Origin of the sequence: Halomonas campaniensis, from assembly GCF_014193375.1 — a bacterium.
Taxonomy (GTDB): Bacteria; Pseudomonadota; Gammaproteobacteria; order Pseudomonadales; family Halomonadaceae; genus Halomonas; species Halomonas campaniensis.
Genome location: NZ_JACHZF010000016.1, coordinates 51,850 through 64,391, shown reverse-complemented (window position 1 = coordinate 64,391; position 12,542 = coordinate 51,850). Strand labels below are relative to the sequence as shown.

At 69.2% G+C, this 12,542-nt stretch carries 11 protein-coding genes and 1 riboswitch; of the genes, 5 read left to right on the top strand and 6 right to left on the bottom strand.

Annotated elements, in window-relative coordinates:
- Positions 1–6: 6 nt before the first annotated feature.
- Both BDK63_RS12000 and BDK63_RS11995 read left to right on the top strand, forming a co-directional pair.
- Positions 7–594, top strand: coding sequence for a peroxidase-related enzyme (locus tag BDK63_RS12000; protein WP_183332258.1), 588 nt, complete (start codon positions 7–9; stop codon positions 592–594).
- A gap of 62 nt (positions 595–656) precedes the next feature.
- Positions 657–1,415, top strand: a complete 759-nt coding sequence (locus BDK63_RS11995; RefSeq protein WP_183332256.1) for an HNH endonuclease — start codon at positions 657–659, stop codon at positions 1,413–1,415.
- Here BDK63_RS11995 and BDK63_RS11990 read toward each other — a convergent pair.
- The gene (locus tag BDK63_RS11990) at positions 1,412–2,086 is read right to left on the bottom strand and encodes a hypothetical protein (RefSeq protein WP_183332254.1); all 675 of its coding nucleotides are present in this window, start codon (positions 2,084–2,086) and stop codon (positions 1,412–1,414) included. The genes BDK63_RS11995 and BDK63_RS11990 overlap by 4 nt on opposite strands.
- Positions 2,087–2,203: 117 nt before the next feature.
- Positions 2,204–2,314: riboswitch (TPP riboswitch) on the top strand.
- On the opposite strand from BDK63_RS11990, the gene BDK63_RS11985 reads away from it, so the two are divergent.
- Both BDK63_RS11985 and BDK63_RS11980 read left to right on the top strand, forming a co-directional pair.
- A complete protein-coding gene (locus BDK63_RS11985; protein ID WP_183332252.1) occupies positions 2,304–3,710 on the top strand; it encodes a sodium:solute symporter family transporter in 1,407 nt (468 codons plus the stop codon). It overlaps the preceding riboswitch by 11 nt.
- Complete coding sequence (locus BDK63_RS11980) at positions 3,707–4,402, top strand: TenA family protein (protein ID WP_183332250.1); 696 nt, start codon at positions 3,707–3,709, stop codon at positions 4,400–4,402. The genes BDK63_RS11985 and BDK63_RS11980 overlap by 4 nt, the downstream gene beginning before the upstream one ends.
- Positions 4,403–4,468: 66 nt before the next feature.
- On the opposite strand, the gene BDK63_RS11975 is transcribed toward BDK63_RS11980, so the two are convergent.
- Positions 4,469–4,831 (bottom strand): helix-turn-helix domain-containing protein, encoded by a 363-nt coding sequence (locus BDK63_RS11975; protein ID WP_246386066.1) that lies wholly within the window; start codon positions 4,829–4,831, stop codon positions 4,469–4,471.
- Between the two features lie 129 nt (positions 4,832–4,960).
- Here BDK63_RS11975 and ilvD point away from each other — a divergent pair, with 129 nt between their 5' ends.
- Positions 4,961–6,649, top strand: a complete 1,689-nt coding sequence (gene ilvD, locus BDK63_RS11970) for a dihydroxy-acid dehydratase (protein ID WP_183332246.1) — start codon at positions 4,961–4,963, stop codon at positions 6,647–6,649.
- 97 nt (positions 6,650–6,746) lie between these two features.
- On the opposite strand, the gene BDK63_RS11965 is transcribed toward ilvD, so the two are convergent.
- From BDK63_RS11965 to BDK63_RS18680, 4 genes are all read right to left on the bottom strand, one after another.
- On the bottom strand, positions 6,747–9,857 hold the full coding sequence (locus tag BDK63_RS11965; RefSeq protein ID WP_183332244.1) for a molybdopterin dinucleotide binding domain-containing protein: 3,111 nt from the start codon (positions 9,855–9,857) through the stop codon (positions 6,747–6,749).
- Positions 9,850–11,046 carry an NrfD/PsrC family molybdoenzyme membrane anchor subunit gene (gene nrfD, locus BDK63_RS11960; RefSeq protein ID WP_183332242.1) on the bottom strand — a complete coding sequence of 399 codons (1,197 nt, stop codon included), beginning with the start codon at positions 11,044–11,046 and terminating at the stop codon, positions 9,850–9,852. The genes BDK63_RS11965 and nrfD overlap by 8 nt, the downstream gene beginning before the upstream one ends.
- Positions 11,027–11,806 carry a sulfate reduction electron transfer complex DsrMKJOP subunit DsrO gene (gene dsrO, locus BDK63_RS11955; RefSeq protein ID WP_183332240.1) on the bottom strand — a complete coding sequence of 260 codons (780 nt, stop codon included), beginning with the start codon at positions 11,804–11,806 and terminating at the stop codon, positions 11,027–11,029. The genes nrfD and dsrO overlap by 20 nt, the downstream gene beginning before the upstream one ends.
- Positions 11,807–12,148: 342 nt before the next feature.
- Positions 12,149–12,427: an XRE family transcriptional regulator gene (locus BDK63_RS18680; protein ID WP_086508322.1), complete on the bottom strand. Its 279-nt coding sequence runs from the start codon at positions 12,425–12,427 to the stop codon at positions 12,149–12,151.
- Positions 12,428–12,542 lie beyond the last annotated feature (115 nt).

Sequence of the window (12,542 nt, the reverse complement as noted above, 5' to 3'; positions counted from 1 at the left end):
GCCACCATGACCACCCCGATCAGCCGCTTTCCCATTCCCGAGTCGATCCAGGACCTGCCCGAGGACGTCCGCGACGCCATGCTGACGGTGCAGGAGAAGGCCGGCTTCATCCCTAACGTCTTCCTGATGCTGGCCCACCGCCCGGCCGAGTTCCGCGCCTTCTTCGCCTACCACGACGCCCTGATGGAGCGGGAGTCCGACACCCTGACCAAGGCGGAGAAGGAGATGATCGTGGTGGCCACCAGCGCCCGCAACCGCTGCCTCTACTGCGTGGTGGCCCACGGCGCCCTGGTGCGCATCTACAGCAAGGACCCGCTGCTGGCCGACCAGGTGGCCGTCAACCACCGCGTCGCCGGCCTGAGCGAGCGCCACACCGTGATGCTCGATTTCGCCATGCACTGTGGCCTGGAGGTGGGCGAGCTCACCGATGAGTGGCAGACCCGCCTGCTGGAGGTCGGCTTCACCCAGGACGATATCTGGGACATTGGTTCCATCGCCGCCTTCTTCGGCATGTCCAACCGCCTGGTCACCCTCGCAGGCACCCCGCCCAACGAGGAGTTTTATCTGATGGGGAGGGTGCCGCGAGATAAGTGAGGCGTGTTGGTCTCTGTGACCGCTCGAGCGTAGGCTCGGGTTAGGCGCAAGCAGGAGGCGATATGGCAGCCGAAAGAAAGGTGTGGACCGATCAGGATCGCTTGCAGGCGCTTGCTCTCTATTGCCGCCTGACATTCGGCCAACTGCACAGGCATCGGCCGGAAGTCATCCGTCTTGCCAAGCATATGGGGCGGTCTGCCAATTCGGTGGCCATGAAGCTTTCCAACTATGCAAGCCTCGACCCGGAAGTGTTGGCGCTGGGCAAAAAGGGGCTGTATGGAGCGTCCCGTCGAGATCGGTTGCTTTGGCAGCGCTTCATCGATGAGCCAGAAGTTGTGGCGCAAGAGTGTGAGTCGGCATGGTCGATGCTGGATGAAAGGGGTGAGCAAGACGAAGAAGCCACCGACTTCACCGGTCATGATGCAGTGGTCTGGCAGAAGCGGCGAGTCGGGCAGTCATTATTCCGCAAGGCGGTGATGGTTCGCTACGACACACGCTGCGTCATCACAGGGCTTCGTCATGAAGACTTGCTGATCGCCAGCCACATCGTGCCCTGGCAAGCACGCCCAGAGGCCCGGCTCGACCCTGCCAACGGTCTCTGCCTCAATGCGCTGCATGATCGTGCCTTCGATAAAGGGCTGTTGGCGATCGATGACCGGGATCGGATTCGCATCTCGCATGAGTTGGCCGATGTGGCACCCAATGGCCAGCTAAAGTCGCAGCTTCATGATCTCGACGGCCAGCGCCTAAGCCTAAGCGAACTGAATTTTCCGAATCGCGAGTACCTTGCCTGGCACTACCGCGAATGTTTCCGGCGTTAACCGTCGCCGCTATCTTCCAGCAACTTAAGCACCGGCATCAGCTGGCTCTCGTGCAGCAGCAGCACGCTGTCGCCGCTCTCGCCCTCGGCGGGTGAGGCGACGGCGAACTCGCCTTCCTCCAGGTGGAACTCGTGGATCTCGCGGGCGCCTTCCGGCGTCTGGCAGTGGATGGCGCGGTAGGGGTCGTCCTCGCCGTAGGTGAGGCGGTGGTAGACCTTGAAGAAGGTATAGAGGGTCAGGCCCCGGGTGAAGGCGGGCCAGCGGGCGGGGATGGTGCGGGTCTCGTCGTCCAGCGCCTGGCCTCCTGCCTCGGCGGCGGCGATGGCCCGGGCCAGCGGTTCGGCGAGCAGCGAGGCGCCGTCGCGGGGCAGGGGCTGCTGGTGCTCGAAGGCGTGGCGGTAGGCCTCGGCGACTCGCCGCAGGTCCGAAAGCGAGCCCAGCCGATGGTCGCTGTGCTTGAGGTCCACGGGCTCGAAGCCGCCGTTCTCCCAGCCGTGAATCACCCGCAGCACCAGCCTGCCCTCTGCCAGGGGAGCGCCGATCAGGGCCTGGACGGCCACCCGCAGGTGGAGCAGGCGCTCCGTCACCAGGTTGTCGAAGGCGGTATAGGGCTCGGCGAAGATCGCGTGCAGGCGACCCGGGGCGTGTTCCTTGGCTTCGTTGAACGGCATGGGCTGGTGTCCGGCTCGGGGGTGGTCGACGGGACGGGGCGACGCTATGATGCCCCTCGATCCTCGGATTATCGGCCGCCGAGTCGGCGACTTGAGCCGGGATCCCACAATTCATCCACTTGTCGCCAGGGGAGTCCCGCCGCATCCGCGGGGGCTGAGAGGGCCACGCGCCGACCCTGGAACCTGATCCGGTTCACACCGGCGGAGGAAGTGCGACATGCCCTACCTGACGTCTGCCGTGCTCGGCGCGGCGCTGCTGTGTTTTGCTTTCCTGGGCCTGCGGGCCCGCCGGGCCGACGGCCCCCTCGATGACTACGTGACCGCCCGCAACTCCCAGGGCGCCCAGGCCATCGGCCTGTCGTTCCTGGCCTCCAGCATGGGGGCCTGGATCCTCTTCGCGCCGCCGGAGATCGGCGCCTTCGTGGGGCCGGTGGCGCTGGCCGGTTACGCCATCGGCTCGTCGCTGCCCTTCATCGTGCTGGGGCTGTACGGCCCGGCGATCCGCCGCCACCTGCCGGAGGGGCGCAGCATCGGCGAGTTCGCCGAGGCCTGCTACGGCGCCGGGGTGCGGCGCTGGGTCTCCTTCGTCTCGGTGGCCTACATGGCGATCTTCCTGGCCGCCGAGCTCACCGCCATCGGCGCCATCGCCGCGCTGCTCTCGGACGTGCCGCCGGCGCTGGTGATCCTCGGCGTGGCGGTGGTCACCCTGGTCTACACCACCCTGGGCGGGCTGCGGGCGAGCCTCGCCACCGACCGCTGGCAGGCCTGGCTGCTGCTGGCCCTGCTGATGCTGGTGGGCGGCGTGGCCTGGTGGTGGCTGCCGCCCATGCCGGCCGGGGCGGTGATGCCTTCGATCCCCGCCGGCAGCGCGCTCTCCGTGGCGCTGACCCTGGTGATCGCCGTCACCGCGGCCAACCTCTTCCACCAGGGCTACTGGCAGCGCATCTGGGCCGCCGAGGACGACCGCGCCCTGGGCCGCGGGGCGCTGCTGGGCGCCACCAGCAGCCTGCTGGTGGTGATGGCCATCGGCGGGCTGGGCATGCTGGCGGCCATGCAGGCGCTGCCGCTGGGCGAGCCACCGATTCCCTTCTTCGCGCTGCTCTCCGCCGCGCCGGCCTGGCTGGGCCTGCCGGCCCTGGTGCTGGCGGTCACTCTGGTGGCCTCCAGCGTGGATACCCTGCAGAACGCCATCGCCTCCATGGCGGTGGCGAGCTCCGGCCGACGCGGCCTCTCGGTGCGGGCGGCGCGCCTGGTCACGGTGGCGCTGATGGTGCCGGTGGTGTGGGTGGCCCTGCAGGGCTTCTCGGTGCTGCGGCTGTTCCTGATCGCCGACCTGCTGTGTGCCGCCATCGTGGTGCCGGTGCTGCTGGGCCTGTGGCGGCGCATGTCGCCGCTCGCCGCCGTGGCCGGCGGCGTGGCGGGGCTGCTTGGCGCGGTGCTGCCGGGCTGGGTCACCCTGGGAAGCCTCCCCGCCGGGGTGCTGGCCGCCACCTTCCCGGACAGCATCCCGACGCTGCCGCCCTTCCTGGGGGCGCTGGTTGCCTCCGCGCTTGTCAGCCTGCTGGTCGCCTGGCTGCGTCCGGGGGCGAGGTTCCAACCGATATTCGAAGGAGACGCCCGATGACCACCCGCGCCGACTGGCACGCCTGGGCCGCGCAGCAGGACGCACCGCGCCTCACCGACTGGCTGCGCGAGATCAGCGAGCCCGACTGGTCCGCCACCGTGAACCATCCGCTCTTCGACGCCATGGCCGAGGGGCGCCTCGCCGGTGACGACTTCGCCGTCTACATGGTGCAGGACTATGGCTTCGTGGACCCCTTCACCGCGCTGATCGGCTTCGCCATCGGCCGCGCGCCGGGCATGGCGGACCGGGTGGTGCTGGGGCAGTTCATGGGCATGCTGATCAGCGACGAGAACAGCACCTTCCAGCGCACCTTCGAGGCCTTCGCGGTGCCCGCCGCCCAGCGCGAGGCGCCGGACTACCTGCCCGAGACCCGGGCCTTCCAGGCGCTGCTGCGCGAAACCGGAAGCGCCGGCGGCTACGCCGAGATCCTCGCCGCGCTGGTGGTCACCGAGTGGATCTACCTGGAGTGGGCGCTGAGGATCACTCGCGGCGAGGGGCTGCATCCGCTGGTGGGGGAGTGGATCGACCTGCACGACAACCCCGCCTTCCAGGACTTCGTGGCCTGGCTGCGCCGCCGCCTGGACGAGGAGGCCGAGGCGCTCGATGACGCCGCCTTCACCCGCATGGCCGAGTGTTTCCGCGAGACGGTGGTGAAGGAGCGCGCCTTCCACGACGCCGTGGTGCCGCGCTGAGCGAAGCAGTCGCCATGCCCGCGTTGCTTGCGGTGGGCTTTGCTTTCGGGGAAGAGGGGGGCTCCCTCAGTCGAGAAAGAGGTCGGCGGGTAGCCCGAAGCGCTGGGTCAGGGCCTTGATCTGGCGAACGTTCAGGCGTCGCTTGCCGTTCAGGATCTCCGAGATCACCGATTGGGTGCCGACTTCCGGCAGGCTCGACTGGTCGAGGCCGTGCCACTGCATCAGGTGGCGGAGCATGTCGGCCCCCCTCACCTCAGGCATCGGGCGATGGGCATCGTCATATTCCTCGATGAGGTCACCCATGTGGGAGGCGAGGCTCGCCAGGGGGTGCTCCTCGTCGTCTCCGACCAGCTCCAGCAGCTCATCGAGCCCTGCGACCAGGGCGTCGTAGTCGTGTTCGGATTCTGGTGGGCGAAGAGCAGGTGACATGATGTTTCCCATCTTGCGGTGCTCGATACAGTCTAGCGCAGCGATGAATGAGCTCGCTGGCGATATGGACAGCCACATGAGTTGCGGTCCACCCTCTGAGGGTCTCGCCATCTTCACAGGAGCCCTGCCATGAGCGATACCCCGAAGGATCCCCGCCGCCGTCACTCCGCCACGGTGGTCGATGGCCCCGGCAAGGCGGCCAGCCGCGCCATGCTGCGCGCGGTGGGCTTCACCGACGAGGACTTCGTGAAGCCCCAGGTCGGCATTGCCTCCACCTGGAGCAACCTCACCCCCTGCAACAGCCATATCGACGAGCTCGCGCGCCATGCCAGCGACGGTGCGGACGCCGCCGGCGGCAAGGGGGTGATCTTCAACACCATCACCATCTCCGACGGCATCGCCAACGGCACCGAGGGGATGAAGTACTCGCTGGTCTCGCGGGAGGTGATCGCCGACTCCATCGAGACGGTGGCCGGCTGCGAGGGCTTCGACGGCCTGGTGGCCATCGGCGGCTGCGACAAGAACATGCCGGGCTGCCTGATGGGCCTGGCGCGGCTCGACCGGCCCAGCGTCTTCGTCTACGGCGGCACCATCCTGCCCGGCAAGGGCCACACCGACATCGTCTCGGTGTTCGAGGCGATGGGCGCCCACAGCCGCGGCGACATCGACCTGATCGAGCTCAAGCAGATCGAGGAGACGGCGATCCCCGGGCCGGGCTCCTGCGGCGGCATGTACACCGCCAACACCATGGCCTCGGCCATCGAGGCGCTGGGCATGAGCCTGCCGGGCAGCTCGGCGCAGAACGCCGTCTCCAGGGACAAGCGCGAGGACTGCGAGGCGGCGGGCGCGGCGGTGCTCGACCTGCTCGAACGCGACCTCAAGCCCTCCGACATCATGACCCGGGAGGCCTTCGAGAACGCCATCACCGTGGTGATCGCCCTGGGCGGCTCCACCAACGCGGTGCTGCACCTGATCGGCATGGCCCGCACCATCGGCGTGGACCTGACCCTCGAGGACTTCACCCGCATCGGCCGGAGCGTGCCGGTGGTGGCCGACCTGCGCCCCAGCGGCCACTACATGATGAGCGAGCTGGTGGCCATCGGCGGCATCCAGCCGCTGATGAAGACGCTGCTCGACGCCGGCCTGCTGCACGGCGACTGCCTGACGGTGACCGGGAAGACCCTGGCCGAGAACCTGGCGAGCGTCGCCCCCTATCCCGACGACCAGCAGATCATCGCGGCGCTGGATCGCCCGGTGAAGGCCGAGAGCCACCTGCGCATCCTCCACGGCAACCTGGCCCCCGAGGGGGCGGTGGCCAAGATCACCGGCAAGGAGGGCACGCGCTTCTCCGGCACCGCCCGGGTGTTCGGCTCCGAGGAGGAGGCCCAGGCGCGCATCAACGACGGCACCGTGGTGGCAGGCGACGTGGTGGTGATCCGCTACGAGGGGCCAAGGGGCGGGCCCGGCATGCGCGAGATGCTCACGCCCACCTCGGCGATCATGGGCCGCGGGCTCGGCAGCGAGGTGGCGCTGATAACCGACGGGCGCTTCTCCGGCGGCAGCCACGGCTTCGTGGTGGGCCACGTGACGCCGGAGGCCTTCGACGGCGGCCCCCTGGCGCTGGTGGAGGATGGCGATGTGATCACCATCGACGCCGAGGCCGATACCATCGATGTCGACCTCTCCGACGAGGAGCTGATGCGCCGCCGCGCCGCCTGGCAGCAGCCGGCACCGCGCTACACCCGCGGGGTGCTGGCCAAGTACGCCAGGACGGTGAGTTCCGCATCGACGGGTGCGGTCACCGACGCCTTCGACTGAGCTCCCCGAGGCTGACAGGGTCGCCAACGACAGCGCCCCCGCCGATTTCCCGGCGGGGGTGCTCTGCCTTTCAGTGGTTGGCTCGGGCGCGGCTGGCTCAGGCCTTGCGGACCCTCACCGGAAGCCCCTGGCGCACGCTGGCGCCGCTGATGGGCTCGAGCCAGGTGCCGTCCACGTTGCGGGTCGGGTCCCGGAAGCCCAGGTCGTTGATGTTGATGCCGGCGCGCAGCCAGGGCATGTCCGGCTGGGATTCCCCGTCGATCACATGGGGCGTGGCGCCGAGGTCCCGGTGGCCGTAGCCGTGCTCGATGCCCAGCGAGCCGGGCATCACGCTCTCGCTGACCAGCGCCAGGCCCACCACGCTGCCGCCGGGGCTCTCGATGCGGATGGTGTCGCCATGGGCAATGCCGTAGCGCTCGGAGTCCTGGCGGTGCATCTGCACCGGGTTGTAGGGCTTGATCATGCGCAGCCGCTCGTTGCCGATGGCGTAGGAGTTCATCAGGTTGGACTTGAACGAGAAGGCCAGCAGCGGCCACTCCTCCTCGGGGAACACCTCGCGCATGGTCTGCTTGTTGGCCAGCAGCGGCAGGCTGTGGCCGGGTACGCCGCGGTTGGGCTTGCCGGTCATGGTGTCGATGCTGGTGCCCACCACCTCGTTGTAGACGCACAGCGTGCGCCGCCAGGCGTTGGTCAGCCGCTCGCCGCGGAAGTGGTCGCTGGCGTCCTGGAAGCGCCCGCCGCGGGCGTAGAGGTAGGCCACCCGGCCGCGCTCATCGGCCTTGAGGGTGCGCTCGAGCCGCGGCAGCAGCGGGGCGATGCCGCCGTGGGCGATGTCGCTCTCGTCGGCCTCCGGCAGCGGCTCGTCCTGGAAGGCGATGTTGGCCGCGGCGCGCAGGTAGTAGTCCTCGGCGCGGTTGAGCGGGTGCAGGTGGCCGTCGGCGTCGGGGATCGCCTCGTCGCCGAAGCCGGCGAGGCCCAGGCGCCTGGCCACGGCGATGAAGAAGCTGTCCATGGAGACCGGCTCGCCCTCGGCGGTCTTCTGCTGGCGCGGCTCCACCACCGGCCAGCAGGCGGTGGTCAGCTTGCCCAGCGCGCCCTTCCAGGCGCCGGTGAAGCCCCACACCTCGTACATCACCGAGTCGGGCACAATGTAGTCGGCGTAGCGGTTGGTCTCGTTGATGAAGCCGTCCACGGCAACGAAGAGCCCCAGGCGCTTCGGGTCCTTGAGCTTGTCGGCGATCATCGCCTCGAGCCCGGCCTGGCCGTAGATGGGGTTGGCCATGCAGCCGATCACCGCCTTGATCGGGTAGGGGTAGCCGTCCAGCGCCGAGGGCAGGTGCTCGGTGAGGGTGGGCGGGGCGAAGGAGCGCCACGGCGCCCGGGCCGGGTAGGGGTTCTCGCCGGCCTCCACCTTGCGGCGGTACTCCGAGGACTTCTCGTAGGGGAAGCGCGAGCGGGAGAGGAAGACCCCCTGGGGGCCGCGCTTGCCGGGGAAGTTGGCCAGGTCGTAGCGCGGGCCGGCGCCGGTACCGCTGAAGGTACCACCGCCCACGGCGCTGCCGCCCTTCATGTTGTAGTTGCCGGCCAGCAGGTTGAGCATCTGCACGGCGAAGGCGGAATAGAAGCCGTTGCCGGACATCATGCCGCCGTGGCAGTTGACCACGGCGCGGCGGCCATGGCTGGCGTAGCGGCTGGCCAGCTCGACGATGGTGGCCTCGGGGATGCCGCAGTGCTCCGCGTACTCGGCCAGATCAAACTCGTGGGCCGACTCCCGCAGCAGGGTCATGCTGCTCTTCACCCGCACGGTGGCGCCAGGCCCTTCCGACGTACCGGCGAGTTCGACCTCGCGGTCGACGAAGAGCTCGGCGGCCATCGCCTCCTCGCCGTGGACGAGCTCGCCGTCGACCACCACCAGGGGGGCGTCGTCGTCGCTGTCGGCCTCGGCCAGGCCCAGGTCGCTGGCGCGCAGGAAGTGGCCGCGGCGCGGGTGGTCCTCGGTGTCGATCACCAGGTGGGTGGCGTTGGAGTGGGTGGCCTCGCCGGCGGCGCCCGCGGCGGCCTTGCCCGGCAGCTCCAGGAACTCCCTGGCGTAGCCCTGGTTGTCGAGCAGCCAGCGGATGATGGCCATGGCGAAGGCGCTGTCGGTGCCGGGGCGGATGGGCACCCAGCGGTTGTGCCCGGCGGCGTGGGAGGTGGAGGCGTTCAGTGCCGGGTCCACCACCACGTACTCCAGGGTGCCGGCAGCTCGGGCCTGGGCGATCAGTCGGCCCTGGCGCTTGAAGGGGTTGCCGGCCTGGCTCGGCGCGCAGCCGATGTACATGATGAAGCGGGCGTTCTGGATGTCCGGCTTGACGTGGGCGTTGGCGCCCAGGTCATTCATCACCGCCCCGGAGCCCATGCGGAAGGCCAGGCCGCAGTAGGCGCCGTGGTGGCCGTAATTGCGGGTGGCGAAGGCATTGAGGGTGAAGCGCTTGAGCAGGTCGGAGCGGCCGTAGTCGGTGGCCTCCATCACCATCAGCTGGTTGGCCCTGGGGCCGTACTCCGGGTTCTCCGGGTCGATCGGGGTGTCGTGGTCGTGGATGGCGCGCAGGCCGTCCACGTGGCCCTCGCCGAACAGGTCGCCGCCCTCGCAGATCTCCTCGATCAGCTGCTCGAAGGAGATCTTCTGCCACTGGCGCTCGCCGCGCCCGCCCACCCGCTTGAGGCAGTGGTCGATGCGGAAGGGGCTCTCCAGCTGGCTCATCATGGCGTTGCCGCGGGCGCAGGCGGTGGAGCGGTTGACCTGGCCCTGGCCGCCGAAGGCGCTGACGTGGCGCAGCGCCTCGGCCACCGGGGTGCGCATGGGCAGGTGGTCGTCCGCGGAGAGCGGGTGGTAGGGGTTGCCGGAGACGCGCAGCACCCGGTCGCTCTCGTTGTCGACGCGCACCCGCACGCCGCACTGGGTGGTGCAGCCGTAGCAGATGGTGAAGGCGGTGCGCTGGTCCGGGTTGAGGGTCAGCTCGCCGGTGTCGAGGTCGACCCGGTACTCCGGGGCCAGGGAGTTGCCGTGGATGCGGTCCTTCGGCTTCTCGCCGGCGCTGCCGGTGACGCCCTTGGCCATCTTGGCCAGGGGGTCGGAGTAGCCGGCGACGAAGGTGGCGGCACCGCCGGCGGCGACGGCGCCCTTGAGCAGGCGGCGGCGTAAGGTATCGACGGGGGACTTAGCCATGGCTGGGCGCTCCTTCGACGGACTTGGCGTCGGACTGTGCGTTGCTTTCGGAAGGGGAGACGTCGGCGGCGCTGCCGCCCTGGCGCGCCTGGCGCCACGGGATCAGCAGGTCGATCACCAGGGCCGCGGCGAGCCACAGCCCGAAGGTGCCGACGATGCCGAGGAGGCCGGAGGAGCCGGCGGGAATGCCGTAGTGGTGGAAGCCGGCGCTGTTGCGGGCCACGTGCTGCACGTCCATCAGCACCACCCAGCGGAACATCCAGCCCATGTGGATGGCCACCAGGCCCAGCACCCAGGCCCAGGCGAAGAGGGCCGGCCGGCGGGCGGCGGGGCGGGTGAGCAGGTAGAGCACGGCGCCGAACAGGGCTACCCCGGTCAGGCCGCCCCAGAGGGCGGTGCTGCGCCAGGAGGGGCTCGCGCGCACGGAATCGAGCGCCGCGGCCACCGAGCCGACGTTGGCGTTGATGCCATCCAGGAACCAGCTGCCGGCGACGAGGCCGGCCACCACGCAGGCGCCCAGCAGCACCTTGAGCATCTGGCCGTTGCTGGCCGGGGCGCGCAGGCCGCTCACCCGGTTGAGCACCAGGATCAGGCCGGCCGCGGCGATGAAGCCGGTGGCGACCAGCATCGGCGGCAGCCAGACGGTGTTCCACAGCGGGCGCGCCTTGACGATGGCCAGCTCGGCGCCGGTGTAGAGCATGATGCCGGTGGAGAGGACCAGTGTGCCCAGGCCCACCAGCACCAGCAGGGCGCGCGGGGTGGGGGCGTCACCGAACGACAGCAGGCGGGCGACCAGGCCCGCGAGGCCGGGGGCCTGGCGGTTGGCCTGCAGCGCGGGGCGCCAGGCCAGCCAGGCGAGCAGCAGCACGCCCACCACGTAGAGCGGCAGCAGCAGGCTGCCGATGGACATCCAGGAGCTCGAGGTGGCGTAGGCGTAGAAGTGCCAGAAGCGCAGCGGCTGGTGCAGGTCGGCCAGCAGCGCCACCGGCGCCACCAGGGTGGTGGTCAGGCAGGCCAGCATGGCCAGGCGGGCGGTGGGCAGCCAGCGCTGCTTGCCGAACACCAGTGCCGGGGCCGCCAGCCACAGGGTGGCGTAGGAGAGGGCGATCAGGAAGAAGTACTGCACCGCCCAGGGGTACCAGGCGATGGCGTAGCGGGGCGCGAGCAGCTCAATGGCCATGGAATTCATAACCCATCTCCTTGCCGTGGGGGTCGAGGACTTCCAGGGCCACCGGCTCGGCGAGCGGGCGCGTGATGAAGCGCTCGTCCATGCCGAGGTAGAAGACCTGGGGCAGGGTGTTCTTTTCGGGCTGCAGCACCATCAGCTCGTCCCGGTGCTCGGCGATCATGCGGCTGATCTGGCTCTCGGGGTCGCGCATGTCGCCGATGATCCGCGCGCCGCCCACGCAGCTCTCCACGCAGGCCGGCAGCAGGCCGGCTTCCAGGCGGTGGGCGCAGAAGGTGCACTTGTCCGCGGTCTGGGTCCGGTCGTTGATGAAGCGGGCGTCATAGGGGCAGGCGTTGACGCAGTAAGCGCAGCCCACGCAGCGGTCGCTGTCCACCACCACGATGCCGTCCTGGCGCTGGAAGGTCGCCTCCACCGGGCAGACCGGCACGCAGGGCGGGTTCTCGCAGTGGTTGCAGAGGCGCGGCAGCATGAAGGTGGCCAGCTCGCCGGTCTCCTGGTGCTCCACCTCGTACTGGGAGACGGTGGTGCGGAACTTGCCCAGCGGGGCGGCGTTCTCGATATGGCACGACACGGTGCAGGCCTGGCAGCCGATGCACTGGCGCAGGTCGATGAGCATGCCGTAGCGCTTGGTGGGGTCGCCCTCTCGGCGGGGCGGCTGGCTGTTGATGCCGGCGCTGGCAACGCTCGAGAGCGGAATCAGGGCGGCACCCGCGCTGAGGCGGGCCAGCTGGCCGAGAAGGGAGCGGCGAAGGTGGTCCATGGCGCCTCCGGTGGCCTGGGGGTCGCGGGGGATCGCCCTGCGACAGGAAGAAGGGGTGACACCGGAGAGGTTAGCTGCGACCAAGGTCGAGGGTCTTGATATGCATCAAGGGAATGTTAGCAAGCTCTTAATGCTCCCTTAATGTTGGGATAACCCATTGGGATAAAACAAGAAAGGCAGCCGGGGCGAAGGGAGAAAAAGCAGGGGCCAGGCAAGGCAGGAGCCAGGCAAGAGAAGAGGGAAGAGGGAGGGGGGCAGGAGCATGGCCCGGAAAGCATCACGCCCCGCCGGTGGTCCGGCGGGGCGTGATGCATGGAAGGCGCTTGGCGGCTTGCCGCGGCGTCAGTGCGCCGTGGGGTGCGGATCGATGGTGCGATGCAGAATCTGCAGCTCGTCGACCGAGAGGTGCTCCAGGCGGCCGGCGAGCAGGTCGCTGACCTTCTGTGCCGGCAGGCCGGCGCGGCGGGCGATCTCTCGGCATCCCAGATCCGACACGGCGATCAGCCGGGTCACGATGCGCATGAGGCGTGTACGTTTTTCCAGGTCCCTGACGTCGAGGTCAGGGCTTCTTCGCGGGGGGTCGAGAAGGTCCGCGCTTTGGGTATGACGTGCAGTACTCATGATGCTCCAGTGGGCGATTGCGACAAGCACACTATGGGGGCTCTTCGGCGATTTTGCCAGTGTCGTTTCGATGATCCTTTCGTGGCATCGAGCCCCGTTTCCGGCCCGGGGCATC

Coding starts and splice junctions, on each gene's coding strand:
- BDK63_RS11990 (WP_183332254.1), bottom strand. CDS start 2,086: ATGCCGTTCAACGAAGCCAAGGAACACGCCCCGGGTCGCCTGCACGCG.
- dsrO (WP_183332240.1), bottom strand. CDS start 11,806: ATGGACCACCTTCGCCGCTCCCTTCTCGGCCAGCTGGCCCGCCTCAGC.
- BDK63_RS18680 (WP_086508322.1), bottom strand. CDS start 12,427: ATGAGTACTGCACGTCATACCCAAAGCGCGGACCTTCTCGACCCCCCG.
- nrfD (WP_183332242.1), bottom strand. CDS start 11,046: ATGAATTCCATGGCCATTGAGCTGCTCGCGCCCCGCTACGCCATCGCC.
- BDK63_RS11985 (WP_183332252.1), top strand. CDS start 2,304: ATGCCCTACCTGACGTCTGCCGTGCTCGGCGCGGCGCTGCTGTGTTTT.
- BDK63_RS11965 (WP_183332244.1), bottom strand. CDS start 9,857: ATGGCTAAGTCCCCCGTCGATACCTTACGCCGCCGCCTGCTCAAGGGC.
- BDK63_RS11975 (WP_246386066.1), bottom strand. CDS start 4,831: ATGTCACCTGCTCTTCGCCCACCAGAATCCGAACACGACTACGACGCC.
- BDK63_RS11980 (WP_183332250.1), top strand. CDS start 3,707: ATGACCACCCGCGCCGACTGGCACGCCTGGGCCGCGCAGCAGGACGCA.
- BDK63_RS12000 (WP_183332258.1), top strand. CDS start 7: ATGACCACCCCGATCAGCCGCTTTCCCATTCCCGAGTCGATCCAGGAC.
- BDK63_RS11995 (WP_183332256.1), top strand. CDS start 657: ATGGCAGCCGAAAGAAAGGTGTGGACCGATCAGGATCGCTTGCAGGCG.
- ilvD (WP_183332246.1), top strand. CDS start 4,961: ATGAGCGATACCCCGAAGGATCCCCGCCGCCGTCACTCCGCCACGGTG.